The 23,672-nt window shown below is 64.0% G+C and carries 24 protein-coding genes and 2 tRNA genes; 11 read left to right on the top strand and 15 right to left on the bottom strand.

Going from position 1 to position 23,672, the window contains the following annotated elements:
* Positions 1 to 34: 34 nt before the first annotated feature.
* Both AC3CD9_RS05390 and AC3CD9_RS05385 read right to left on the bottom strand, forming a co-directional pair.
* Positions 35 to 463, bottom strand: a complete 429-nt coding sequence (locus AC3CD9_RS05390; RefSeq protein ID WP_488366674.1) for a DUF1801 domain-containing protein — start codon at positions 461 to 463, stop codon at positions 35 to 37.
* Positions 464 to 480: 17 nt separating this feature from the next.
* On the bottom strand, positions 481 to 957 hold the full coding sequence (locus AC3CD9_RS05385; RefSeq protein ID WP_101546684.1) for an Lrp/AsnC family transcriptional regulator: 477 nt from the start codon (positions 955 to 957) through the stop codon (positions 481 to 483).
* Between the two features lie 109 nt (positions 958 to 1,066).
* Here AC3CD9_RS05385 and AC3CD9_RS05380 point away from each other — a divergent pair, with 109 nt between their 5' ends.
* Positions 1,067 to 2,248, top strand: a complete 1,182-nt coding sequence (locus tag AC3CD9_RS05380) for a trans-sulfuration enzyme family protein (protein ID WP_488366673.1) — start codon at positions 1,067 to 1,069, stop codon at positions 2,246 to 2,248.
* Between the two features lie 71 nt (positions 2,249 to 2,319).
* The gene (locus AC3CD9_RS05375; protein WP_488366672.1) at positions 2,320 to 3,081 is read left to right on the top strand and encodes a MerR family transcriptional regulator; all 762 of its coding nucleotides are present in this window, start codon (positions 2,320 to 2,322) and stop codon (positions 3,079 to 3,081) included.
* A 26-nt stretch (positions 3,082 to 3,107) separates the two neighbouring features.
* Here the strand turns inward: AC3CD9_RS05375 and AC3CD9_RS05370 are convergent, their stop codons facing one another.
* The 3 genes from AC3CD9_RS05370 to AC3CD9_RS05360 all read right to left on the bottom strand — a co-directional run bounded on the left by AC3CD9_RS05370 (position 3,108) and on the right by AC3CD9_RS05360 (position 4,484).
* Positions 3,108 to 3,512 carry an HIT family protein gene (locus tag AC3CD9_RS05370; RefSeq protein ID WP_488366671.1) on the bottom strand — a complete coding sequence of 135 codons (405 nt, stop codon included), beginning with the start codon at positions 3,510 to 3,512 and terminating at the stop codon, positions 3,108 to 3,110.
* Positions 3,513 to 3,576: 64 nt separating this feature from the next.
* Positions 3,577 to 4,044, bottom strand: a complete 468-nt coding sequence (locus AC3CD9_RS05365) for a redoxin domain-containing protein (protein WP_488366670.1) — start codon at positions 4,042 to 4,044, stop codon at positions 3,577 to 3,579.
* Positions 4,041 to 4,484: a DUF3052 domain-containing protein gene (locus AC3CD9_RS05360; protein WP_139467151.1), complete on the bottom strand. Its 444-nt coding sequence runs from the start codon at positions 4,482 to 4,484 to the stop codon at positions 4,041 to 4,043. The genes AC3CD9_RS05365 and AC3CD9_RS05360 overlap by 4 nt, the downstream gene beginning before the upstream one ends.
* 293 nt (positions 4,485 to 4,777) lie before the next feature.
* Here AC3CD9_RS05360 and aceE point away from each other — a divergent pair, with 293 nt between their 5' ends.
* The 6 genes from aceE (at position 4,778) to AC3CD9_RS05330 (ending at position 12,530) form a co-directional block, all read left to right on the top strand.
* The gene (gene aceE, locus AC3CD9_RS05355) at positions 4,778 to 7,540 is read left to right on the top strand and encodes a pyruvate dehydrogenase (acetyl-transferring), homodimeric type (protein WP_488366669.1); all 2,763 of its coding nucleotides are present in this window, start codon (positions 4,778 to 4,780) and stop codon (positions 7,538 to 7,540) included.
* Positions 7,541 to 7,666: 126 nt separating this feature from the next.
* The gene (locus AC3CD9_RS05350; protein WP_488366668.1) at positions 7,667 to 8,878 is read left to right on the top strand and encodes a PucR family transcriptional regulator; all 1,212 of its coding nucleotides are present in this window, start codon (positions 7,667 to 7,669) and stop codon (positions 8,876 to 8,878) included.
* Positions 8,879 to 8,921: 43 nt separating this feature from the next.
* The gene (locus AC3CD9_RS05345) at positions 8,922 to 9,827 is read left to right on the top strand and encodes an ACP S-malonyltransferase (RefSeq protein ID WP_488366667.1); all 906 of its coding nucleotides are present in this window, start codon (positions 8,922 to 8,924) and stop codon (positions 9,825 to 9,827) included.
* An 18-nt stretch (positions 9,828 to 9,845) separates the two neighbouring features.
* Positions 9,846 to 10,847 (top strand): beta-ketoacyl-ACP synthase III, encoded by a 1,002-nt coding sequence (locus AC3CD9_RS05340; RefSeq protein ID WP_488366666.1) that lies wholly within the window; start codon positions 9,846 to 9,848, stop codon positions 10,845 to 10,847.
* A gap of 119 nt (positions 10,848 to 10,966) precedes the next feature.
* The gene (locus AC3CD9_RS05335; protein WP_025776743.1) at positions 10,967 to 11,218 is read left to right on the top strand and encodes an acyl carrier protein; all 252 of its coding nucleotides are present in this window, start codon (positions 10,967 to 10,969) and stop codon (positions 11,216 to 11,218) included.
* Between the two features lie 67 nt (positions 11,219 to 11,285).
* Positions 11,286 to 12,530 (top strand): beta-ketoacyl-[acyl-carrier-protein] synthase family protein, encoded by a 1,245-nt coding sequence (locus AC3CD9_RS05330; RefSeq protein ID WP_488366665.1) that lies wholly within the window; start codon positions 11,286 to 11,288, stop codon positions 12,528 to 12,530.
* 315 nt (positions 12,531 to 12,845) lie between these two features.
* Here the strand turns inward: AC3CD9_RS05330 and AC3CD9_RS05325 are convergent, their stop codons facing one another.
* Positions 12,846 to 13,337 carry a DUF3145 domain-containing protein gene (locus AC3CD9_RS05325; protein WP_488367505.1) on the bottom strand — a complete coding sequence of 164 codons (492 nt, stop codon included), beginning with the start codon at positions 13,335 to 13,337 and terminating at the stop codon, positions 12,846 to 12,848.
* Positions 13,338 to 13,495: 158 nt separating this feature from the next.
* Here AC3CD9_RS05325 and AC3CD9_RS05320 point away from each other — a divergent pair, with 158 nt between their 5' ends.
* Positions 13,496 to 14,023 carry a hypothetical protein gene (locus AC3CD9_RS05320; RefSeq protein ID WP_488366664.1) on the top strand — a complete coding sequence of 176 codons (528 nt, stop codon included), beginning with the start codon at positions 13,496 to 13,498 and terminating at the stop codon, positions 14,021 to 14,023.
* A gap of 41 nt (positions 14,024 to 14,064) precedes the next feature.
* On the opposite strand, the gene AC3CD9_RS05315 is transcribed toward AC3CD9_RS05320, so the two are convergent.
* From AC3CD9_RS05315 to AC3CD9_RS05295, 5 genes are all read right to left on the bottom strand, one after another.
* A tRNA-Ile gene (locus tag AC3CD9_RS05315) sits at positions 14,065 to 14,141 on the bottom strand.
* 92 nt (positions 14,142 to 14,233) lie between these two features.
* Positions 14,234 to 15,517, bottom strand: a complete 1,284-nt coding sequence (locus AC3CD9_RS05310; RefSeq protein ID WP_488366663.1) for an EAL domain-containing protein — start codon at positions 15,515 to 15,517, stop codon at positions 14,234 to 14,236.
* Between the two features lie 120 nt (positions 15,518 to 15,637).
* The gene (locus AC3CD9_RS05305) at positions 15,638 to 17,077 is read right to left on the bottom strand and encodes an MFS transporter (RefSeq protein WP_488366662.1); all 1,440 of its coding nucleotides are present in this window, start codon (positions 17,075 to 17,077) and stop codon (positions 15,638 to 15,640) included.
* Positions 17,078 to 17,151: 74 nt separating this feature from the next.
* Positions 17,152 to 18,174 carry an LLM class flavin-dependent oxidoreductase gene (locus AC3CD9_RS05300; RefSeq protein WP_488366660.1) on the bottom strand — a complete coding sequence of 341 codons (1,023 nt, stop codon included), beginning with the start codon at positions 18,172 to 18,174 and terminating at the stop codon, positions 17,152 to 17,154.
* Positions 18,175 to 18,284: 110 nt separating this feature from the next.
* Positions 18,285 to 18,357, bottom strand: a tRNA-Asn gene (locus tag AC3CD9_RS05295).
* A gap of 256 nt (positions 18,358 to 18,613) precedes the next feature.
* Here AC3CD9_RS05295 and AC3CD9_RS05290 point away from each other — a divergent pair.
* Together AC3CD9_RS05290 and AC3CD9_RS05285 are read left to right on the top strand one after the other, a co-directional pair.
* Positions 18,614 to 19,525, top strand: a complete 912-nt coding sequence (locus AC3CD9_RS05290) for a DMT family transporter (protein ID WP_488366659.1) — start codon at positions 18,614 to 18,616, stop codon at positions 19,523 to 19,525.
* Entirely contained in the window at positions 19,526 to 20,737 is a 1,212-nt protein-coding gene (locus AC3CD9_RS05285; RefSeq protein ID WP_488367503.1) for a glycosyltransferase, read from the top strand.
* A 44-nt stretch (positions 20,738 to 20,781) separates the two neighbouring features.
* Here AC3CD9_RS05285 and gluQRS read toward each other — a convergent pair whose 3' ends face one another.
* From gluQRS to AC3CD9_RS05265, 4 genes are all read right to left on the bottom strand, one after another.
* Positions 20,782 to 21,720, bottom strand: coding sequence for a tRNA glutamyl-Q(34) synthetase GluQRS (gene gluQRS, locus AC3CD9_RS05280; RefSeq protein ID WP_488366658.1), 939 nt, complete (start codon positions 21,718 to 21,720; stop codon positions 20,782 to 20,784).
* Positions 21,717 to 22,037: a GNAT family N-acetyltransferase gene (locus tag AC3CD9_RS05275; protein WP_488366657.1), complete on the bottom strand. Its 321-nt coding sequence runs from the start codon at positions 22,035 to 22,037 to the stop codon at positions 21,717 to 21,719. Before AC3CD9_RS05275 ends, gluQRS begins: the two co-directional genes overlap by 4 nt.
* 94 nt (positions 22,038 to 22,131) lie before the next feature.
* On the bottom strand, positions 22,132 to 22,974 hold the full coding sequence (locus AC3CD9_RS05270; RefSeq protein ID WP_488366656.1) for an amino acid ABC transporter permease: 843 nt from the start codon (positions 22,972 to 22,974) through the stop codon (positions 22,132 to 22,134).
* A complete protein-coding gene (locus AC3CD9_RS05265; protein ID WP_488366655.1) occupies positions 22,971 to 23,633 on the bottom strand; it encodes an amino acid ABC transporter permease in 663 nt (220 codons plus the stop codon). The genes AC3CD9_RS05270 and AC3CD9_RS05265 overlap by 4 nt, the downstream gene beginning before the upstream one ends.
* Between the last annotated feature and the right edge of the window lie 39 nt (positions 23,634 to 23,672).

The raw sequence follows: 23,672 nt of genomic DNA, 5'->3' as shown, positions 1-23,672 counted from the left end.
GCGATCCATCGGACAGGATCTGTCATCGGCCAGATCAGCTGCCCGGTGCGGGATCGTCGGGACGGGCAGCGGCGATTGCGATGAGTCGGCGCAGCACAGCCTCGTCGATGTTCTCCAGACGGCGCACATAGACGCACCCGGCCCCCTCGGTGTACTTTCCGAGCTGCGGGAGCAGCCTCGCTCCTTCCGGAAGGTCCTTGAGTCCGTACAGAGAGAGCTGGCTCCTGCGCGGGGAGAATCCCGTGGCCGGCCACTCACCGTGGTTGCGCGGGTTCACTGGCGACCGATAGTGGTACCGGCCGTAGCCGACGATCGAGGGTCCCCACATCACGGGTTCCTCACCGGTGACGTCTCGGAAGATCGCGTCAAGAGCGATTCCATCCTCGCGACGCTTCTCGGGAGTCACCGAATCGAGGTAAACGGCGACATCGGCATCGGTCGGCTGGGTCTTGTTCTCTGCCATGAAGCCAGTATGGCAGTTCAGGCCTCCGAAGGGATCCAGGCAGAACCGTCTTCGACCCGATAGATGAGGTTGGTGCGCGTATGTGCGACTGCGGGATATCGGGTGAGGTAGTCGAGGACGAAAGACTGTACCGCAGCGGTGTCAGTGGCGACGATATGCAACAGGTAATCATCGGCTCCGGCCATGTGGTACATCCGCACCACCCCAGGGAACTTCGGCGCAGCCGCCGTGAACGCGTCGATCTCGGCCCGATCGTGTTTGGCCAGCCGAATCGATACAAGAGCCTGCAGACCGACCCCGAGCGCAGTCGGATCGACGTCGATATGGAAGCCGCGGATGACGCCGAGCGACTTCAGTCTCTTGAGGCGCAGGGAGACCGTCGATTCGGAGATCCCGACGGCCGCAGCCAAGACCGCACCCGAGGCCCGGGCATCGGCGTTGAGTTCCTGGAGAAGGCGAAGATCGGTGTCATCGAGTGAGACGTTCTGCGACATGAGTCACAGTCTCCCATAACTGATCGCAGGCTATCCCGGAAACGGCCGAATATTTGCAGGAGATTGCACATTCATTGCACACACCGGGAGAAGTGTATTGAATGCGCGTATGACTTCTATGCACCCTGAGACCCGTATGGTTCACGGCGGAATGGACGGTCTCGCGGCCGCAGGCGTCCACGTCCCCGCCATCGATCTCTCCACCACCAACCCGGTCAACGACGTCCGCACGGGAGGAGATTCCTATGAGAGCCTCGCCGGCGGACATCCCCTGAAAGAAGGGGACTCCCCCGTCTACCAACGTCTGTGGCAGCCCGGTGTGGCGCGATTCGAATCCGCGCTCGCCGAATTGGAGGACGCCGAATCTGCTGTCGCCTTCGCCACGGGAATGGCTGCCATGACTGCAACACTTCTCGCCGCAGTCGAGGCCGGAACGCCCCATATCGTCGCCGTCCGTCCCCTCTATGGGGGCAGCGACCACCTGCTCGAGTCGGGACTCCTCGGCACGTCGGTGACCTGGGCGGAAGAGGACCAGATCGCCGAGACGATTCGCGACGACACGGGGCTCGTCATCGTCGAGACACCGGCGAACCCCAGTCTCGACCTCGTCGACATCGGCTCGGTCGTCGCCGCAGCGGGAGACGTGCCGGTACTGGTCGACAACACCTTCTGCACCCCTGTGCTCCAACGACCGATCGATCACGGGGCCGCCCTCGTCCTCCACAGCGCCACGAAATACCTCGGCGGTCACGGCGACGCGATGGGCGGAATCATCGCGACGAACACCGAATGGACCATGCGTCTGCGCCGGGTCCGCGCCATCACCGGAGCCCTTCTGCACCCGATGGGCGCCTATCTCCTCCATCGCGGCCTGCGGACGCTGGCCGTGCGGATGCGCGCAGCTCAGGACACCGCAGGTGAGCTCGCGCGCCGTCTGCAGACGCACCCCGAGGTCGCCCAGGTCCACTACCCCGGGCTCGCCGGGTCCGATCCGCGAGGCTTGGTCGGTTCGCAGATGCACGGCGGAGGAGCGATGATCGCCATCGAACTCGCCGGTGGATTCGAAGCGGCCCGCACCTTCGTCGAACACTGCGACCTCATCGTGCACGCGGTCTCGCTCGGCGGCGCCGATACACTCATCCAGCACCCGGCCTCACTCACACACCGGCCCGTAGCCGCGACGGCGAAACCTGGAGACAGCCTCGTTCGCCTGTCGGTCGGGCTCGAACATGTCGACGACCTCGCACGCGACCTTTTCACGGCGCTGGACGCCATCCGCGAAGCGGCCTGACTGAGCTCACACGTCGAGCTTCTCATCCGGCTCTTGACCTTGACGCTGCGTCAACTTCTAAGCTGTCAGGCATGGACTGGTCCATTCAGGAAATCGCACGGCTGACGGGCACGACGAGCCGAACCCTGCGTCATTATGACGCCATCGGTCTGCTGCCGCCGACCTCGATCGCAGCCAATGGCTACCGCTGCTACAACGAAGCGGCTCTGGTGCGCCTCCAGCGCATCCTGCTGCTCAAGGAGCTCGGTCTGACATTGACGACGATCGCGGAGGTGCTCGATCAAAAAGACGATCCGGTCGAAGCGCTGTCGCAGCATCTGGTCTCGCTCGGACACGAGAGAGACCGGCTCGACCGACAGCTCGCCGCCGTCACCGTCACCATCACACGACTGAAAGCAGGTGAGCCGCTCATGGCCGAAGAGATGTTCGATGGTTTCGACCATCGCGAATACGAAGAGGAAGTGACCAGACGCTGGGGCGCCGATGCCTACCGAATAGGCGACGAATGGTGGTCCAGCCGGTCACCGGCCGAGAAACGCGACTGGAAGGCCCTCGTGTCCGCTCTCTCCGAGGATTGGATCGCCGCCGCCGAGGCGGGGGCACGGCCCGAATCGGAGCGTTGCCAGGACCTCGCCCGACGCCATATCGAATGGCTGCGAGCAGTTCCGGGCACGCCCGCAGCTGATCCCGACGGCGACCTAGCCGGATACGTCCGCGGTCTCGGGCAGATGTATATCGACGACCCGCGGTTCGGCGCGAACTACGGTGGAACCGCCGGCGCCGAACTCGTCAGGGACTCACTCGACCGTTACCTCGAGACCCACCGCCTCTGACATGGTCTGAGGCGGCCAGCAGCCGATCAGGACAGTTCGGAGAGCGCCTGCCGGATCTTCTCGGCGGGCGCCTCCAGCTGCTCCGGTGTCTGCATCGGAGCGCGGTCGGAGATGTCGAAGTCATCCATGGAGTTCGTCGGCAGGACGTGGATGTGCAGGTGGGGCACTTCGTAGCCGACGATGAGGAGTCCGATCCGCTCGCAGTCGAAGGCCGCCTTCTGTGCTTCGCCGATCCTCTTCGCCACAGCGGTGAGGTGGGAGAGCAGATCTGCGTCGGCGTCGATCCAGTGGGAGATCTCGTCGCGCGGGACGACCATGACATGGCCCTCCGTCATCGGAGCGACATCGAGGAATGCGACGCACCTGTCATCCTGATGGACGAAGGTGCCGGGGATCTCTCCGTTGATGATCTTCGTGAACAGCGTGGCCATAAGGTGTCCTCCTCAACAGGCGCCGAAGGTGCCGTCGATCGGTTCTTCGGCGGGGGCTCGATTCTCAGAGGCTGGAAAGCGCCGCGGCGAACTCATCGGAGAAGTCCCGAGTCTCGGTGCGGGCGACCTGCCTGCCACTCACGATCGTACCCGCAGGTGAGATGACGAAGACTCCTCGTTCGGCGACTCCGTGGACCTCATCGAAGACGCCGAACGCGCGAGCCGCCTCACCATGGGGCCAGAAATCCGATGCGAGAGTGACGTCGGTACCCGACTGCTGGGCCCACGCCGCCAAGGTGTACTTGGAGTCGGCTGAGACGACCACGACATCGACGGCATGGGATCCCTTTCGCATCCGTTCCTGCCACTTATCGAGAGCGGCGAGTTCGTCTCCGCAGATCGGAGAGAAGGCGAACGGAACGAAGGCGAGCACACGAGCGGTCAGTGGGGCCGCCTCGGTGAGGGTGATGACCGATCCGAGGTGATCGGGAAGGGTGAGATCCGGGGCCCGATCACCGGGCCGCAAGATCATGAATAGTTCTTCTTGCCCACGAGCCGGAATCCGGCCCAATCGTCGGCGGCGCTGACCGTGGAGGTCACGTGCATTCCGGCGGTGGGCGCCGCTTCTGAGATGTCGGCGGGGCTGATGTGTCCCGGACGGTTCGCCTTCGGGCTGAGCAGCCACACGACTCCGCCCTCCTTCAGTGTGGTCTGGGCGTCGACGAGACCGTCGACGAGGTCATCGTCGTCCGACCGCCACCACATGAGGATCACGTCGTAGACGTCATCCTCTTCGCCATCGGCGATCTTGTCGCCGATGATGTTCTCGATCGCCTCGCAGAGTGCTTGATCGACGTCGTCGTCATAGCCGACCTCTTGCACATAGTCGCCCTTTTTCAAGCCGAGGTTGTGTCCCAGCTCGTTTGCGAGGGTCGAAGTGGAGGATGTCCTTTCAGAAGCGGAGTTGCTCATGCCTGTATTCTTCCGCCAACAGTGGCCAAGGTGCAAATATCGGCGCGCCCGCGCGCGGCAAGCGCACTCAAACGGCACTCAATCATCACACCGGACCGTGAGCCCGTCATCACAACATTCAGATGCGTCAGAGAGATCACAACTTCGCGGGAGCGCGAAGTTCGGCTGGGAGTACTAGGCTGACAGGTAGATCGGGTGGCCTCTGGGCTCAGACAACCTGCGGAGCACACACCATCCGATGGTCATGATCTCTACACCAAAGAAGATCGTGGAGCTGAAGAGAGGACCACATCGTGGACAATCGGAATCAGGGCGGACCCATCCTCAACGGGCTGCCCAGCCAGGTGCCCGACATCGACCCGGAGGAGACCGCTGAATGGCTGGCCTCCCTCGATGGCCTCATCGACGAGGGCGGTCGGACTCGAGCACGCTATGTCATGCTGCGCATGCTCGAGCGCTCTCGCCAGAAGCAGATCGGCGTGCCCAGCCTCACTGCCACCGACTACGTCAACACCATCGGTCCGGAGAACGAACCCTGGTTCCCCGGAGATGAAGAGGTCGAACGCCGCTACCGTCGCTGGAACCGCTGGAATGCCGCCATGCTCGTCCACCGGGCCCAGCGTCCCGGCGTCGAGGTCGGCGGTCACATCTCCACCTACGCCTCCTCGGCGACACTCTACGAGGTCGGCCTCAACCACTTCTTCCGCGGCAAGGACCATCCAGGCGGCGGCGACCACATCTTCTACCAGGGCCACGCCTCCCCCGGCATGTATGCCCGTGCCTACCTCGAGGGCCGGATGAGCGCCGAACAGCTCGACGGCTTCCGCCAGCAGCAGTCGCACTTCATCGACGGCAAGCCGCAGGGACTGCCGTCCTACCCCCACCCGCACCAGCTGCCCGACTTCTGGGAGCATCCGACGGTGTCGATGGGGCTGGGACCGATGAACGCGATCGCGCAGGCACAGTTCGACAAGTACCTGCACAATCGTGGGGTCAAGGACACCTCACAGCAGCAGACCTGGGCCTTCCTCGGTGACGGCGAGCTCGACGAGCCGGAGAGCCGCGGCATGCTCCACGTCGCTGCCTTCGAAGAGCTCGACAACCTCAACTTCGTCATCAACTGCAACCTGCAGCGTCTCGACGGACCCGTCCGCGGCAACGGCAAGATCATGCAGGAACTCGAGTCGTACTTCCGCGGTGCCGGCTGGAACGTCATCAAGGTCGTCTGGGGACGCGAATGGGACGCACTGCTGGCCAAGGACCGCGACGGCGCGCTCGTCAACCTCATGAATGCAACCCCCGACGGCGACTACCAGACCTACAAGGGTGAGTCCGGCGGCTTCGTGCGCGACAACTTCTTCGGCCGCGACCCGCGGACGAAGGCGATGGTCGAGGACTACAGCGACGAGCAGATCTGGAACCTCAAGCGCGGCGGGCATGACTACCGAAAGGTCTTCGCCGCCTACAAGGCCGCGATGGAGCACACCGGACAGCCCACCGTCATCCTCGTCAAGACGGTCAAGGGCTACTCGCTCGGACCGCACTTCGAGGCGCGCAACGCCACGCACCAGATGAAGAAGCTCACGGTCGACGATCTCAAGCTCGCTCGCGATCACTTCCAGATCCCGATCTCGGACAAGGAGCTCGAGGACAACCCGAAGCTGCCTCCGTACTACCACCCGGGCGTCGACGCACCCGAGATCAGGTACATGCAGGAGCGTCGCGCGGAGCTCGGCGGCTACTCCCCCGAGCGTCGGTCGACCCATATCGATCTCAAGATGCCCTCGGACAAGGCCTACCAGGCCGGTCGTCGTGGATCAGGCAAGCAGGAGATCGCCACCACGATGGGCTTCGTGCGCGTGCTCAAAGACCTCATGCGGGAGAAGGAGTTCGGCCACCGGATCGTGCCGATCATCCCCGATGAGGCTCGCACCTTCGGCATGGACTCGTTCTTCCCGACGGCGAAGATCTACAACCCGCACGGGCAGAACTACATCTCCGTCGACCGCGACCTGTTCCTCGCCTACAAGGAGGCCACGGACGGTCAGCTGCTCCACGTCGGCATCAACGAGGCCGGCGCGACCGCGGCGCTGACCGCGGTCGGCACCTCGTATGCCACCCACGGTGAGCCGATGATCCCGTTCTACATCTTCTACTCGATGTTCGGCTTCCAACGCACCGGTGACTTCTTCTGGGCCGCCGGTGACCAGATGGCTCGCGGTTTCGTCCTCGGCGCCACCGCGGGACGCACCACTCTGGTGGCCGAGGGCCTCCAGCACGGCGACGGACATTCGCACGTGCTGGCGTCGACCTATCCGTCCGTGGTCTCCTATGACCCGGCCTACAGCTATGAGATCGCGCATATCGTCAAGGACGGCATCCACCGGATGTACGATCCCGCCGATGAGCGAGATCCCGACGTGCTCTACTACATCACGATGTACAACGAGCCCATGGTTCAGCCGCCCGAACCGGAGGATCTCGACGTCGAAGGCGTGCTCAAGGGTCTCTACCTCCTGAAGAAGGGACCCGACAACGGCGGGCCGAAGGTTCAACTGATGGCCTCCGGCGTCGGTGTGCCGTGGGTGCTCGAGGCTCAGGAGCTGCTTGATCAGGACTGGGGCGTATCGGCCGATGTGTGGTCGGTGACGTCGTGGACCGAGCTGCGCCGTGACGGACTCGACGCTGAGAACGAGCGTCTGAAGAACCCCGAATCCGAACCGCGGACTCCGTATGTCACCGAGAAGATGGCCGAGACCGAGGGCCCGGTCATTGCGACCTCGGATTATATGCGTGCAGTGCCGGATCAGATCCGTCAGTACGTGCCCAGCCACTTCACCTCGCTGGGAACCGACGGATACGGAATCTCGGACACCCGTCCTGCGGCACGTCGCTATTACCTCGTCGATGGTCCGTCCGTGGTCACGCAGGCGCTCATCTCGCTGGCCGATACCGGGAAGATCTCGATCGACAAGGCCGCCGAGGCGGCTGAGAAGTACCAGCTCAACGATGTCCGTGCCGGCAGCTCGGGTTCCACCGAGGGGGCAGGCGCCTGATCTCGCCCGAGCACTGAGAGCGAATATGGCCGGAGTCTCCAAGACTCCGGCCATATTTGTCACGTTTTCCGACTCTTTGTATGTCGCTGACAACCGGGTTGTTCTCATTCATCTAAACTCGTGCTCATGATGTCTGATGCCGAGACCCTGCGCCGTCGCGCCGAAACCGCCCGCAGACTGCGTGCCGGAGTCGGCGTCCTGTCATCGGTGACTCTGCAGCGGCTGGAGGCTCAGCTGCCCTGGTACCGCTCGATGTCGTCGTCCGATCGCTCCTGGGTGGGACTGCTCGCCCAATCGGGCATCTCCTCGTTCGTCGACTGGTACCGCAAGCCCGATACGAATCTGCGTGTGGTCTCCGACATCTTCAAGACCGCGCCACGTGACCTCATCCGGGCCATCAGCCTGCAGCAGACCCTGCAGCTGCTCAAGATCGTCGTCGAGGTCGTCGAGGAACGCGTTCCGGACATCGCTCGCCCCGTCGAGCAGCCGGCGCTGCGCGAGGCCGTGCTCATCTACTCCCGGGAGATCGCGTTCGCCGCGGCCGATGTCTACGCCCGGGCCGCAGAGGCCCGAGGCAGCTGGGACGCCCGACTCGAGGCTATGGTCGTCGACGCCCTCGTCCGCGGAGACTCCGTCGACGAGCTCGCCAGCCGCACGGCTGCCTTCGGCTGGCAGTCAGAAGGACCCGTGTGCGTCATCGTCGGCCGCGCCCCGCAGCGCTCGGCGAAGAAGGGATTGGACGGCATCCGCCGCAAGGCCAGCCGCTGGGCCGATGATGCGCTTGTGGGCATCCACGACAACCGTCTGCTCATCGTCCTCGGCGGAGTCACCGAACTCGACGATGCCGTCGAGGACCTCTCGGACTGCTTCGGGCCTTCCGAAGTCATCGTCGGACCGGCAGTGCCGGGACTTGCCGAAGCGGCCACCTCGGCGAAGGCGGCGATCCGCGCACTCAAGGCGGCGACCGCCCGCCCCGACTCCCCGCGCCCGGTCAAAGCCGATGATCTTCTGCCCGAACGCGCTCTGTCCGGGGACCGGATCGCCTTGACCGAACTCATCGAACGCTATTATGAACCGTTGACCTCAGGAACGGGCCAGCTGCTGAAGACCGTGAGCGCCTATGTCGAATTCGGGTCCTCTCTCGAAGCCACTGCCAAGGCGCTGTCCGTACACCCGAATACCGTGCGCTACCGACTGCGGAAGATCACTGACGCCATCGGGCTCGATCCGACGACCTCGCGTGATGCCTTCGTCATCCACATCGCCTTGGTGTATGGGCGACTGTCCGAGGACGGCGTATTGTCGAACAACGACAAATCTCGCCGAGATCGGTCCTGAGTCCATTAGATTGATCAACGGAACCCAACGAAAAGAGAACTGAGTGCTTGCAATCACCTGTCCGGGCCAGGGAGCCCAGAAGACCGGTTTCCTGAGTTCGTTCATCGAACTCGACACCTTCTCGGCACAGATCGACGAACTCTCGACCGCCTCGGGAATCGACCTGCGTCTGCACGGAACCGAATCCGATGACGAGACGATCAAGGACACCGCGGTGGCACAGCCTCTGCTCGTAGCCTCCGCCATCGCCTGCGCCGCCGAACTCGGCGTCAGTCCTGCCGTCGTCGCCGGCCACTCCGTGGGAGAGATCGCAGCCGCACAGATCGCAGGCATCTTCACTCCGGCGGACGCCATGGCCTTCGTCAAGGTCCGTGCCGATGGAATGGCGGCCGCTGCCGCCGCCACCCCGACCGGCATGTCCGCCGTGGTCGGCGGCCAGCCCGAGGATGTTCTCGCCGCGATCGAGGCCGCCGGGGCCAGCCCCGCCAATGTCAACGGTGGGGGCCAGACCGTCGCTGCCGGCTCTCTCGAGGCGCTCGAGACGCTGGCCGAGAACCCGCCGGAGCGTGCTCGGGTCATCCCGCTCGCAGTGGCCGGCGCCTTCCACACCGAGTTCATGGCTCCCGCCACCGCTGATCTCGCTGCCGCCGTCTCGGCGATGGAGGTCTCCGATCCCTCCGTGTCGATTCTCAGCAACTCCGACGGCACTGCGGTCGAAGCCGGCCGCGCGTATGTCGACCGCCTGGTCAAGCAGGTCACGAACCCGGTGCGCTGGGATCTGTGCCAGGAGGCGCTGCTGAACTCCGGTGTCACCGGAATGATCGAACTCGTCCCCGGTGGAACGCTGACCGGAATCGCTCGACGCGCCATGAAGGGCGTCGAGACATTCGCCATCAAATCGGCCGCCGACCTCGACGGCGCGCGTGAGTTCGCGGCAGCCCACGCCTGAGAATCGAAAGAAGACGCCATGCCTACACTCAAGACTGCTGAACTCGGCACTTTCTCCCGCATTGCCGGAATCGGGGCCTACCGTGCGGAGAACCTCGTCACCAATGACGATATCGCCGGCCCCATCAACTCCTCCGACGAATGGATTCGTCAGCGCACGGGCATCATCACCCGCCGTCGGGCCAGCAAGGACGTCGGCGTCCTCGACATGTCCGAGGAAGCCGCGCTCGAGGCGATCGCCTCGGCGGGGCTGAAGCCGGAGGACATCGGCGGCATCATCATCTCGACCGTCACGTTCGAGTACTTCACGCCCTCAGCGGCTGCGGCACTGACCGCACGGCTGGGGACCGGGCCGATCCCGGCATGGGACATCAGCGCGGCGTGTGCCGGCTACTGCTACGGCATCTCGCAGGCCGATGCGCTGGTGCGTGCGGGCACACTCGACAATGTCCTCGTCATCGGGGCCGAGAAGCTCTCCGAGGTCATCGACCCCGAGGACCGTTCGATCTCGTTCATCCTCGGTGATGGCGCCGGCGCGGTCGTCGTGTCCTCCTCCGACGAACCCGGCATCTCGAAGACGGTGTGGGGCTCGAAGGGCGAAAACTGGTCGACCATCCGGATGACGGATTCCCTCTACGACATCCGCGACGACCGGGAACTGGCCTTCCCGACCCTGCGTCAGGACGGGCCGACCGTCTTCCGCTGGGCCGTGTGGGACGGCGCCGAGGTGGCAAAGGAGGCTCTCGCTGCATCCGGCATCGAGGCCGAGGACCTCGCTGCATTCATCCCGCACCAGGCGAACATGCGCATCATCGACGAGCTCGCCAAGCAGCTGAAGCTCCCCGAGTCCGTTGTCATCGCACGTGACATCGCCGACAACGGGAACACCTCGGCGGCGTCGATCCCACTGGCCACCGAACGGCTCCTGCGCGAACAGCCCGAACTCAGCGGCGGTCTCGCCCTGCAGATGGGCTTCGGTGCGGGCCTCGTCTACGGTGCTCAGGTCGTGCGTCTGCCCTGAGACACACCCATTCACGGAAAACTCTCCGTGAATGTCCTAAGATATTCGGCGGGACACTCGTCGAAAAGTTCCTCAAACGGTCGAAAAACCCTCGACCGAAATCAGAAAGTAGGAAAGAAATGGCATTCACCGAAGCTGAAGTCCTCGCTGGGCTGGCAGAGATCGTCAACGAAGAGACCGGCCTGGCTGTCGAAGCAGTCGAAGCCGACAAGTCGTTCACCGATGACCTCGACATCGACTCCATCTCGATGATGACCATCGTCGTCAACGCTGAGAAGAAGTTCGGCGTGAAGATCCCCGATGACGACGTCAAGGATCTCGTCACCGTTCAGGACGCTGTCGACTACATCAACAAGGCTCAGGAAGCCTGACACACAGCAGCCGAACACGGCCCGTCCACAGACGGGCCGTGTCCATACTATCGACGAGGTTTGTACCATGACATCTAAAGTTGTCGTCACCGGAATCGGTGCGGTAACCCCCTTGGGCGCGACTGTCGATGCCACTTGGGAAGCCATTCTGGCCGGTCAGTCCGGCGTCCACACGATGGACAACGATTGGTCAGAGAAGTACGGCCTCGCCGTGGACTTCGCAGCGCAGGTCGACCCACAGGTCGTGCCCGACAATCTCAAACGGGTTCAGGCAAAACGCCTCGATCCTTCGAGCCAGTTCGCTCTCATCTCTGCCCGTGAAGCCATGGCCGACGCCGGTCTCGAGGAGACCGATCCGGAACGCACCGCCGTCTCCTGGGCCACCGGAATCGGCGGAGTCTGGACTCTGCTCGACGCCTGGGACACCCTGCAGGAGGAAGGCCCGCGACGGGTCATGCCCCTGACGGTTCCCATGCTCATGCCCAACGGACCTGCAGCCGCCATCGGCATGGAATTCGAGGCACGTGCCGGCGTGCAGACCCTGGTCTCCGCCTGCGCTTCGTCGACCGAGAGCCTCGGCCACGCCTATGACGTTCTCGCTTCGGGCAAGGCCGACATCATCATCGCCGGCGGTTCGGAAGCAGCGATCCACCCGATCACTCTCGCCGCGTTCAACTCGATGCAGGCGCTGTCGCGTCGCACCGATTCGCCCGAGACCGCTTCGCGTCCCTACGACGTCGACCGCGACGGATTCGTCATGGGTGAAGGAGCGGGCACGCTCATCCTCGAGACCGAGGAGCATGCGAGGGCACGTGGAGCGAAGATCTACGCCGAGGTGGCCAGCTGGGGCATCTCGAACGATGCCTACCACATCACCGGCGGAGAGCCCGAGGGCAAGCACGCGCTGGCCGCCATGCAGCAGGCACTCGACGCCGGCGAGCTGACCACCGCCGATATCAAGCACGTCAACGCACATGCCACGTCGACTCCTGTCGGAGACATCCCCGAATCGCTGGCCATCAGCGAACTCCTCGGTGACAACGTCTCCGATGCACTGGTCTCGGCCACGAAATCGATGACCGGACACCTCCTCGGTGGTACCGGTGCCGTGGAGGCGATCCTCACGGTCAAGGCGCTGCAGACTCGCACCGCTCCCCCGACCATCAACATCGACGAAATCGACCCGAAGGTCAAGGGGATCAACATCGTCCGTGACACTCCTGCGGATCTGCCTGCCGGCGATATCGCGGCGATCACGAACTCGTTCGGCTTCGGCGGTCACAACGCCGTCGTCGCGTTCCGCTCCGTCTGAGGTCCTGAGCGAACTCAGCCAGCTCTACGGCCCACTCTGAGTCGGAAAGCACGGTTTCAAAACTGTGCGATCTGACTCAGAGTGGGCCGTTTTCTTTAGGTCAGAGGAACGCGATCTGTGCCTGGGAAGGTGGTCTGCGCACAGCAGTCTGCTTCAGGCGCCCAGGAAGGTGGCTTGTGCAGAGCCTCCTGCATAAGCGCTCAGGCACGAAAGCATGCGAAATGGGCACACTCGAGGCAGGAAAGTGTGCCCATCGGCATTTGTGAACGCCCGAACTCTCGCAGCTGTGTGCAGTTCGGCGGTGAAGGGAGCGGCTCAGCCGACCTTCGTCAGCCAGCGCACCGGTGCGCCTTCACCTGCGTGGCGGAACGCGTCGAGCTCCTCGTCCCACGCTTCGCCGAGGGCGATCGCCATCTCCGAGGAGAACTTCGCTGGGTCCCCGGCAGCGCGTTCCATCACGGAGCGGATGCGGTCTTCAGGGACGAGGATATTGCCGGCCGTGTCGGTGACAGCGTGGTAGATGCCCAGATCCGGTGTGTGGCTCCATCGACCGCCGTCGACTCCGGCCGAGGGCTCCTCGGTGACTTCGTAGCGGAGCGAGTCCCAGCCGCGCAGTGCGGATGCGATGCGAGCTCCGGAGCCTGCGGGCGCGCGCCAGCAGACTTCTGCGCGCACGAGACCTGGTGCTGCCGGCTGGGGTGCCCAGTCGAAGCGTGCCTGTGCGCCGATGGCCCCGCCCGCTGCCCACTCGATGTGAGGGCACAGCGCACGAGGTGCTGAGTGGACGAAGAGTACGCCCTGAGTCATATCCATTTCTGCCTCCTACCTCGGATACGTCTTCCCCTACGATCCGAAAGGAGGTGCTGACCACATGATAGTCGATGTTCGGCGTGCAGCCAAGCATCAAAGATGCTGGTGGCGTAGGGTGTCTATGCCGAGCGTATGACCGGCGTTAGGCTGGCGCCATGACCGAGGAGCAAATGACCGACGAACGACCGCTGCGGACCATCCGCATGTTCCCCGACTATGCGGATACGGTGCTGTGGATCAGCATGCCGATCGACTACGAGGACACAGGGCTGTCCGGCGAGCTTGTCACGGAGCTGGAGGCATGGGAACAGTACTACTACGACTCGCTCGATTCCGACTTCAATTGGGTGCCGGAGTCAGCTGCGCGCACTTTCGCCGAGCAAGGCGTGCGTCTCGCGCGACTCGTCTCTGCCGAAGTCGGCCCGCAGTTCGTCGTCGAGATCTCTTCATCTGAGGACGACGCGGAGACTTTGCGAATACGGGCTGAGCATTCCGCCGGGAACCCGAAGGCGGAATCAGCCTTCACCCATCTGTTCGACGAGGTCGAGGAAGACGACCGCAGGACTGCCGAACTCTTCAGGAACAATCCGGGCGGAGAGTGGATCGCCTACGCTCCGCTGTCCGGCACTGTCTTCAAACCGAATTCGAATGAGAAAGTTGAGCCGCCAGCAGAAGCTGAGTGACGGGGCCTGAGGGTTCGCGTCCGAATCAGCGGAGCGCTTCGTGGTGCCCCCGGTCGGACTTGAACCGACGGCCAAGGAATTATGAGTTCCCTGCTCTAACCAGCTGAGCTACGGGGGCCAGCCGAGACAACATTAGCACCATCGGAGTCCGCTTCCCCATTCGGATCAAACGTGCGTTCTGCGGAGTCGAGACACCCGGACGCGCACCGCTCAGGCCCGCAGGTTCGCCGTTGCGGTAAGAGGTGCGACGCGAGTGAGAACGCTGCGTGCGGCGTCGACGCATGTGTAGCGGTCGGTCGTGATGTAGACATCGAAGACGGTCTGTCCGTCGCTGCCCGGATCGTTGCGTTTCGACGCCGCAACCATGCCCGACCAGTCCGGCCCGACCACGACGACGCCGTGTTCGTTGCGGATGGGGTCAGACGCGTCGACGAGTCCGGTGCGCACACCGGGAATCGGCGGTCCGTCGAAGCCGCCGGAGAACATCGCAGTGAGCCCCACGGTGTCTCGGATCTTCTCATAGCGAAGTCGCGTCGCCTCAGAGAACTCGTCGTCCTCCCCGAACACTCCGAGGGTGATGGTTGCAGTACCCGATGCCAGAGCACGTTCTTCCAGGGCAGCGATCTGAGCGACGAGGAGTTCGCGGTTCATCACCAGAGGCTCGCGCCGCAGTCCCTGAGAGATCGAATACGGGGTGCCCAGCGCGGGCAGATTGCGAGAGTAGTGAGAGACGAGGGCGTCCTCGCTCGGCTCAGAGAATGCCTGCGGCTGCTTCGTGGCCTCACCGAAGTAGGGCCCGGACATGAACCGTGCCCCGAGCGCACGCACACGGTCCAGATCATCTTCGGTCTCGACACCGTCGGCGAGGATGACCGCACCGGTGCGTTCGAGATGGGCGTGGAGAAGACGGTTGAGTTCGGCCAGATGAGAGTCGCAGTCGATGCGGAGAACGTCCGGGTGGAGTCCGACGACCGAAGGGTTGACCAGCGGGACGAAGGCGGTGCTGCGCAGGTCGGCACCCACCGAAGACATGCCGACTCCCCATCCCATGGCGCGTGCGGAGCGCACCGAGCGCAGCACGGAGGCCGGGGACGAGGCGACCCGGGTGGCGTCGAGCTGGAGGATGACCGAGCGGTCGGGTTCTCCGGTGCGGTCCTCGAGGGTCGCAAAAGACTCAGCTTCGGCGTGGAGGAACAGGCGGTTCGACTTCGGCAGTCCGGCACCTTCTGCCGTGCGCAGCGCAGAGTCACGCAGAGAGGCGTCGATATCACCGGTGATCGTCGAGGCGCGCATTGCATGGCGCAGGTTCTCCGACTCGGCACGACCCAACTCCGGGGAACCCGTGGGAGCCTGCAGAATCTGGTGGCCGACCCGATGGAAGGTCAGTGCGTCGACGACGGGGGCGAAATAGGTTTCTATCCCGCCCGAACGCACGAGTTCCTCGAGCTCCAGCTCGTCATCGGGTACGGCCTCGACCACTGTGTTTCCTTCCATGGGCTGATGTGCGTTCACAGTCTTCCACATTCGGACACAGCGGATTGTCTAAAATCCGTAACATTATTGCGCTGACAGCTGACGATTACGTGACTCGGCCGGGTGCGCCGCAAGCGGCACTCAAGCCCGGCGGGGGCCGCCTCGGCGAACCTCGATGAGACCGACGATTCCGGCGAGGATGACGATGACGGCGATGGCGACGAACGCCCCCATCATCCCCCAATGCCAATTGCTCACCGCGGTGATCGAGAACGCCAGCGCGGTCATGATCGCCAGCCCCATCGAAGTGCCGATGCGCTGCCCGGTCTGGAGAACTCCTCCCGAGGATCCGGCGTATCGCAGGGGGACCTCCTGCAGGGTGAGAGTCTGGTTGGGGCTGATGACCATGCCCTGCGCGGTGCCGATGAACGCCAGGGTCAGCAGCATCCACCACTCGCTGCCGATGCCCTGGGACAGCAGCGCGACGACGGCGATCGTGGCCACCAGACCGACGAGGCACAGCGCGATCCCCCAGACGACGAGGCGGCGCCCGATCTGGAAGACGAACCGTCCGGACACGTCGGCTGAGACCGCCGAGCACAGCGCGGCCGGCAGACCGATCATTCCCGCGGCCAGGGCTGTATGTCCCAGCCCCTGCTGCATGTACATGGCGACGAGGACCCAGACGCTGGTGACGCCGAGGAAGTAGAGAGCGATGATGATCGAACCGTTGCTGAAGCTGCGGATGCGGAAGAGATCGAGATCGACCATCGGGGGGCGGCCCAGACGCGCGTACCGACGTTCCCACCGGGCCCACAACCAGATCATGCCGATGCCGATCGGCAGGGACAGCCAGATGAACCAGCCCAGCGATGATTCGACGAAGGGCAGGAGGATCAGGAGGACGCCGACGCCGAGGAGGATGACCCCCACGGGGTCGAGATCCTTGCCGCCATCGGAGTTCTTCGCATCCTGGTCGGCGGCGGGTCGCCATGCGCCGGCAGGCAGCCAGGCTCGGGCGAGGATGAGAGAGGCGATGGCGAAGGGCACATTGACCAGGAAGGTCGCTCTCCAGCCGAGGTCGCTGCCGAACAGTGCGATGAGGGCACCGCCGAGCACAGGGCCGATGGCCACCGACAAACCGACGGTGGTACCCATCAGCCCGAATGCACGACCGCGTGGCGGCCCCTGGAAGTACTGCTGCAGCAGGCCCACGACCTGCGGGTTGAGGAATCCCGAGCCCAGCCCCATGGTCACTCGGGAGATGTTGAGCGTCAGCGGGTCCGGGGCGATTCCGGCCACCAGGGAGGACAGCCCGAAGAGGCCGACTCCGATGACGAAGAGCTGTCCGCGCCCGAAGACGTCTCCGGCACGTCCGGCGGCGACGAGGACCACACCGAAGGACAGCGCATAACCGGTGAGCACCCATTGCAGCGCCGAAGTGGAGGCATCGATATCAGCAGCGATCGAGGGCAGGACGACGTTGATGCTGGATACCGACAGCAGGGACATGAAGAGGGGAACGAGACCGATGAGGAGGATGCGCTTCTGCGTCTGCGTCATCTTCGTGCTCTCGCTCAAGCGGCCCCCTCAGCTATTCATCGTCTCTGCCTCGTCTCATCCTACGTTCATGCAGTTCGGTTCGGCCCCGTGTCTCAGCTCTGTCCGGCAGAAACCCAGCCCAGTGCCGGTGCGACGTGCTTCGCAAAGGAGTCGAGGATGTGCAGGTTGTAGTCGACTCCGAGCTGGCTGGGGATGGTGAGCATGAGGGTGTCGGCTGCCGCGATCGCCGCGTCGGCCTTGAGCTCGTCGATCAGCTTGTCCGGTTCGCCCGCGTAGGTGCGGCCGAACGTCGACCGCGTGTCGTCGATGATGCCGATCTGATCCCCTTGGCCCGACCCACGCCGACCGAAGTAGAGGTCGTCGAGGTCGGTGGTGATCGGGAAGATGCTGCGGCTGACGGACACTCGTGGAGTCCATCCGTGCCCCTCGGCGCTCCATGCCTGACGGTACCTGGCGATCTGTTCGGCCTGCAGGTCTCCGAATGCGGCGCCTGTCGCCTCGGTGAGCAGAGTCGAACTCATCAGGTTCACGCCCTGCTGTGCAGCCCATTCTGCGGTGGAGGCGGACCCGGCTCCCCACCAGATGCGTCGATCGAGTCCGGGCGAATGAGGTTCGATGCGCAGGCGCTTCCCCGGACCGAACTGCTGCGGATCGGCCGGGGCAAGTTCCTCGCCGCGGATGGCGCGGAGGAACCGATCGAACTTCTCTCTGGCCATGTTCGCGGCCTTCGGCTCGATGGGATCCTCGTAGCCGAAGGCTTCCCAACCGCGCAGGGCCGGCTCCGGGGATCCGCGACTGATACCCAGCGCGACTCGCTGGTCGGAGAGCAGATCGAGGGCGGCGGCCTCCTCGGCGAGGTAGAGCGGGTTCTCATATCTCATGTCGATGACCCCGGTGCCGACCTCGATGTTGCTGGTCTTCGCGGCGATCATCGCCAGCAGCGGGATGGGCGAGGCCGCCTGGGTCGCGAAATGGTGGACTCGGAAGTAGGCGCCGTTGACGCCGAGTTCGTCGGCACCGACAGAAATCTCCACCGCATCGCGCAGCATCCGCCCGGCGTCGAGGTCGCCGTCGTTGTCGTAGTGACCGAAACTCAGGAATCCGAAAGACTTCATGCCAGATGAACTCTCCGCGTGCTGAGCCTATTCCCCAGCCGCGACGACGGCACCGAGCGTGGTGTCGATCTACGACGAAGGCCCCGTCCGATCGGACGGGGCCTTTGCTGCTCCCCCGGCTGGGCTCGAACCAGCGACCCTTCGATTAACAGTCGAATGCTCTGCCAACTGAGCTACGGAGGAATGCCGCAGTTTCCTGCGGACGTGTGTTCCAGCTTAGCAAACCCCCGGGCCGGCGAACAAAACCGTGACGAGTGCTTTAGCTCACAGCGCTGAGGGTGCTTCGGCCACAGCGCTGAGGGTTTCCCCACCTGTCGCCGCAGGGTTGCCTTACAGTCAGGACAAACACAGTCTGCGGCCATCTTCGCCGCCGCCTCGCGCGATAGACTCGAAGCGATCCGCTCCCCACATCCACACCGTCGATACCGGAAGACTCATCGTGACCATAGTGGCAATCGCCCTCGCCGTCCTCGCGGCCGTGGCACTGGCCTATGGCGCCTTGTATCAGCACGATGCTGTCGCCGGGCAGGATGACTCCCACAACGGACTCAGCTGGGCCCATTTCACCGAACTGCTGCGCAATCGTCGGTGGCTGCTCGGGCTGATCATCCTCGGTGCGGGAACGGCCGGCAATTTCGTGGCCCTGGCACTGGCACCGGTGATGGTCGTGCAGCCGATCGGAGCGTTCTCGCTCATCGTCTCGGTGCTGCTCGGCGTCCGCCACCGCGGGCTCAAGGTCAACAGGCGACTCGTCCAGTCAGTCGTCTGGTGCACCGCCGGGGTGACGCTCTTCGTCGCGCTCTCCGCCACCACGGCACAGTCGGAGGTCCACCTCGGAGCCGATGCGATGCCGCTGTTCTGGATCACTGCCGTCGCGGTGGTGATCGGCCTGGTGATCGTTCTGGCCTTCCGCCACGCCCCTCAGCTCGTGCTCATCATCGCCGCCGGCCTGCTGTTCGCCTGTGTGGCGACGAACGCTCACCTGGTCAGCGTCCAGTTCCTCCAGGCCGGCCTCGACCAGGTCACCTGGATCAATGTCGCAGCGCTGCTGGCGGCAGTGGCCCTGGGGTCCCTGTTCGTCCAGAATTCCTATGCGGCGGGCCCGCCGGAAATGGTCATCGCCGGCCTGACAGTCATCGACCCGATCGGTGCCGTGATCCTCGGCACCGTCGTCCTCGGTGAGGCGGCTCACTCCCCCGTCTGGCTCATCATCCTCATCTCGCTCACCGGATTGGTCGCCTGCGCAGCCGTCGTTGTATTGTCGCGGTATCATCCCGATGTCAGAGATCGAGAAGCTCAGCGCAGGAACGCCCGCCGTTCCGACACCATGACCGACACCGAGGAGAGCTGAATCCTGTCTGCGCACCGTCCCACCCCGAAACGCCGCATCCTCATCCCGGCGGAGACGTACGCCCCCGAAGTCAACGGTGCCGCGAAATTCGCCGAACGGTTGGCCGAAGGTCTCGCCGCACGTGGCAATGATGTCCACGTCGCATGCCCCTCGGCCACGGGTAAACCCTCGGTCAGTGTCGAGAACGGGGTCACCGTTCACCGACTCACCGCTCACAGGTGGCCCCTGCACCCGACGTGGATGATCTGCATGCCGTGGGAGACGAAGCCCGAGCTCTCGCGTCTTCTCGACAGCGTCCGCCCCGATGTCGTGCATACTCAGGCGCACTTCGTCATCGGCCGCTATGCGTTCTCCGAATCGATCAGGCGCGGAATCCCTGTCGTGGCCACGAACCACTTCATGCCCGACAATGTCCGCCCCTATCTCAAAGCTCCGAAGGCCGTTCTCGACGGCGGCACCGCCATCGCCTGGTGGGATCTGCGCCGGAAGTTCCAATCCGCCGATTTCATCACGGTTCCGACGCAGCTGGCCGCCGATCTGCTCACCGAGAACGGGTTCTCCTCGCCCATCAGGGCGGTGTCCTGCGGGATCGACCTGGAACGCTTTGCTCATCTGCGCGAACTCGACTGCGCAACGTCGCGGGCCGTTCCCCCACGAGTTCTCTTCGTCGGCCGACTCTCCTCGGAGAAGCACGCCGCCGACATCGTCGAGGCCGTGGCGAAGACCGATCCCGCGCTGGGGCTCGAAGCCGATATCGTCGGCGGCGGTGACCAGGAGGAACCGCTGAAGCAGCTGGCTGTCGAACTCGGCATCGCCGATCGTGTGCATGTGCTCGGGAAGATCAGTGACAAGGCACTCATGGAGGCCTACCAGCGGTGCACCTTCTTCTGCATGCCCTCGACCGCTGAGCTGCAGTCCATCGCTACGCTGGAGGCGCTGGCGTCGCGCAAACCCGTGGTCCTCGCCGATGCGGTAGCTCTGCCTCACCTCGTCCGCAACGAAGTCAACGGATATCTGTTCCCGCCGCGCGACACAGATGCGCTGGCTGACCGGTTCACCCGCATCTGCCGGATGCCCGATGATGAACTCGATGCCATGTCCAAGGCGTCGCTCGACGTCGTGGCCAAACACGATATCGAATACACTCTCGACACGTTCGAAGCGATCTACGACGGAGTCATCCGAGACGCCGTCGACTCCTCCGCCGCCTGACGAAGAAGTGGCCTGACGAGGCGCCGGCCTGAGCGGAATCGGCGCTAGGGACCCGCGGGCGGGCTGAAGACCGTCGGCGTCGTCGCCATCCGAGCGAAATCGACGCCGCTGACCATATCGTCGACGGATCTCCACGGGCCACCGTCTCCGGCGAATCCCAGCGACTGCTGCATCCAGGCGAAGAGGTCCGCGTTGGTCCATCCGAGGCCGCGCAGCTGCTGATAAGTCACCGCTCCATCACGTTTGGCCAACCGCTGACCGCCCTCGTTGAGCACCAGTGGAACATGCACCCAGCCCGGTTCGGCCAGACCAACCAGCCGTGCCAGATATGCCTGCCTGGGTGCCGAAGAAGCGAGATCGTCGCCGCGCAGGATCTCGTCGATTCCGGTCGCTGCATCATCGACGACGACGGTGAGATTGTAGGCGAAGACACCGTCACCTCGCCGCAGCACGAGATCGTCGACGACCGCCTCCACCCGGCCGAGCAGCACATCGTCGATGCTGTGGACTCGATTGTCCGCGCGCAGACGCAGCGCCGGCTGCCGGTTGTTCGCTTCGAGCCTCAGTCGGGCGGACTGGCGCTCCTCCTCCCCGAGACGGCGACAGGTCCCCGGGTACGCTCCGGGTGGTGCGTGCGGTGCGCTCGGGGCCTGAGCGATGTCCTTGCGTGAGCAATAGCATTCGTAGACGAGTCCGTCCGCCTCCAGCTTCGCAATCGCGGCGGCGTATTCGGCAGTACGTTCGGATTGGACCAGCGGCACGTCGTCTGGGACGACGCCGAGTTCGGCGAAGACCTGAAGCTGTGAGTCGGCCGCGCCGGCCTTCACCCGATCGAGGTCTTCGATCCGCCACAGGAACCGCCGGCCCGTCTGCCGGGCACGCACATAGCTGAGCAGTCCGGAACGGATATTGCCGATGTGGAGGTCACCGCTCGGGCTCGGAGCGAAACGGCCCGCTCCGCCGCCTCGATGTCTCTCCGTCACTGATGGGCCACAAGATCGCCGTACTGCGGGAACCGCTCGAGGTAGTCCTGGACGTACGAGCAGGTCGGCAGGATGGTCGACCCGTCGGCCCGGATGAGGTCGAGCACCTGGGTGACGAGGGTACGGGCGAAGCCTCGTCGGGAGAAGCCTTCGGAGATGATCGTATGCTGGAGTTCCAGGGTGTGGTCATCGATGACCTGGTAGGCGAGGAACCCGATGAACTCTCCCGGGGTCTCATCGGTGAACAGCTCGTACCGTTCGCGGTCGATGTTCTTCACCACTCGAACCGGTGTGGGGCTGAGTTGAGGCTGTGGCATTGATGCACTCCTTCATGGCCGACTCCTATGTGAACGATACATGGTCGAACAGGGCCCGGTCGCTGTCGACCGGGCCCTGTTCTCAACCGCGGAATCAGTCGACGATCTTCGAGGTCAGGCCGTCGGCCTCGGTGTCGGCGGTGGTCTTGCGCTGGAGTCGGGATTCGAGCCAGCGGGCGAACCCGGCGACGATCATATTGATGATGATGAACAGGGCCGCACCGACGATGAACGTCGGCAGCAGGTTGTTGTACTCGCGGCCGATGAGGTTCACCTGGTAGAGCAGGTCCTGATACGTGACGATGAAGCCCAGGGCCGAATCCTTCAGGAGCACGACGATCTGGGCGATGATCGTCGGCATCATCGCTCGCAGCGCCTGCGGCATGAGCACCAGGCTCATCACCTGTCCAGAGCGCAGCCCGATCGCCATGGCCGCTTCACGCTGCCCGGTGGGGACGGCGAGGATACCTGCGCGGATGATCTCGGCCAGCACCATTCCGTTGTAGAGGGTCAGGCCGAAGACGACCGACCAGAAGGCACCGATCTCGTTGCCGAAGAGGAGGAACATCGCGAAGATGAGCAGCAGCACGGGCACGCCGCGGAAGAATTCGAGGACGATCGTTCCGGGAACCGAGATGACCTTCTTGCTCGACAAGCGCAGGAGAGCGAAGACCACTCCGACCACCAACGCGAGGACCGAAGCCACGACCGCGACCTTGAGGGTCGCGAGCATGCCTTGGAGCAGGACGGTCTGAATCTGCGCGAAGGTGAACGGATACCACTTCTCAGGTTCGAGCTGACCGGCGTCGGCGAACTTCCAGACCACAAACGCCATGAGTGCCAACAGCACGATCAGCGACACGATCGAGAGGATGACGTTGTTCCGGCGCGACTTCGGCCCCGGTTCGTCGAACAGCACTTGAGTGGGTGCGCTCATCGCAGAATCACCAGCTTCTTCTCCAGGTAGTCGAAGACACGGCCGAGCAGCAGAGCCAGGATCAGATAGGCCAATGCGGTGCCGAACAGAATCGGGATGACGAGGTCACCGCGGATTTCGATGGCATTGCGCATCGCGGAGATCAGCTCTCGGTTGTTGAACGCCGAGGCGATCGAGGTGTTCTTGAGCATCGCGATGATCACACTGCCCAGGGGCGGGATGACCGTTCGGAAGGCCTGCGGCAGAACCACTTCGCTCAAGGTCTGTCCGAAGCTCAGGCCCACTGCGCGGGCGGCTTCGGCCTGTCCGACGGGAATCGTCGAGATTCCCGACTTCAGCGTCTCCGCCACGAAGCACGCGGTGTAGGCGATGAGAGCGATCGTGGCGTAGACGAAGGAGTTGAATGAACTCGTCGACCCGAATCGGATGTCGAGGAACGGCAGTCCGAACGCACAGAAGAACATCACGAGCGTCAGCGGAGTGTTCCGGACGACGTTGATGTACGTCGATGCGGCGATGCGCAGCACCGGGGTCGGTGAGACACGCATGGCGGCGAGGACCGTGCCGAGGATCATCGATCCGATCAGGGCGACGGTGAAGAGTTTGATCGTTCCCCACGCGCCGGAGAGGAACATCTGGAGAAGCTCCAGGAAATCCATGGCAGATTCCTTAATCGATGCGAGGGCACCGCAGTCGGT

The sequence above is a fragment of the Brevibacterium sp. MGP-B1 genome (assembly GCF_057766545.1).
This window is presented reverse-complemented; position numbering and strand designations above follow the sequence as displayed.

Coding starts and splice junctions, on each gene's coding strand:
- AC3CD9_RS05375 (WP_488366672.1), top strand. CDS start 2,320: ATGGACTGGTCCATTCAGGAAATCGCACGGCTGACGGGCACGACGAGC.
- AC3CD9_RS05365 (WP_488366670.1), bottom strand. CDS start 4,044: ATGATCTTGCGGCCCGGTGATCGGGCCCCGGATCTCACCCTTCCCGAT.
- AC3CD9_RS05335 (WP_025776743.1), top strand. CDS start 10,967: ATGGCATTCACCGAAGCTGAAGTCCTCGCTGGGCTGGCAGAGATCGTC.
- AC3CD9_RS05390 (WP_488366674.1), bottom strand. CDS start 463: ATGGCAGAGAACAAGACCCAGCCGACCGATGCCGATGTCGCCGTTTAC.
- AC3CD9_RS05380 (WP_488366673.1), top strand. CDS start 1,067: ATGACTTCTATGCACCCTGAGACCCGTATGGTTCACGGCGGAATGGAC.
- AC3CD9_RS05325 (WP_488367505.1), bottom strand. CDS start 13,337: ATGACTCAGGGCGTACTCTTCGTCCACTCAGCACCTCGTGCGCTGTGC.
- AC3CD9_RS05300 (WP_488366660.1), bottom strand. CDS start 18,174: ATGAAGTCTTTCGGATTCCTGAGTTTCGGTCACTACGACAACGACGGC.
- AC3CD9_RS05330 (WP_488366665.1), top strand. CDS start 11,286: ATGACATCTAAAGTTGTCGTCACCGGAATCGGTGCGGTAACCCCCTTG.
- AC3CD9_RS05275 (WP_488366657.1), bottom strand. CDS start 22,037: ATGCCACAGCCTCAACTCAGCCCCACACCGGTTCGAGTGGTGAAGAAC.
- AC3CD9_RS05340 (WP_488366666.1), top strand. CDS start 9,846: ATGCCTACACTCAAGACTGCTGAACTCGGCACTTTCTCCCGCATTGCC.
- AC3CD9_RS05265 (WP_488366655.1), bottom strand. CDS start 23,633: ATGGATTTCCTGGAGCTTCTCCAGATGTTCCTCTCCGGCGCGTGGGGA.
- AC3CD9_RS05320 (WP_488366664.1), top strand. CDS start 13,496: ATGACCGAGGAGCAAATGACCGACGAACGACCGCTGCGGACCATCCGC.
- AC3CD9_RS05370 (WP_488366671.1), bottom strand. CDS start 3,512: ATGGCCACGCTGTTCACGAAGATCATCAACGGAGAGATCCCCGGCACC.
- AC3CD9_RS05350 (WP_488366668.1), top strand. CDS start 7,667: ATGATGTCTGATGCCGAGACCCTGCGCCGTCGCGCCGAAACCGCCCGC.
- AC3CD9_RS05310 (WP_488366663.1), bottom strand. CDS start 15,517: ATGGAAGGAAACACAGTGGTCGAGGCCGTACCCGATGACGAGCTGGAG.
- AC3CD9_RS05360 (WP_139467151.1), bottom strand. CDS start 4,484: ATGAGCAACTCCGCTTCTGAAAGGACATCCTCCACTTCGACCCTCGCA.
- AC3CD9_RS05270 (WP_488366656.1), bottom strand. CDS start 22,974: ATGAGCGCACCCACTCAAGTGCTGTTCGACGAACCGGGGCCGAAGTCG.
- AC3CD9_RS05385 (WP_101546684.1), bottom strand. CDS start 957: ATGTCGCAGAACGTCTCACTCGATGACACCGATCTTCGCCTTCTCCAG.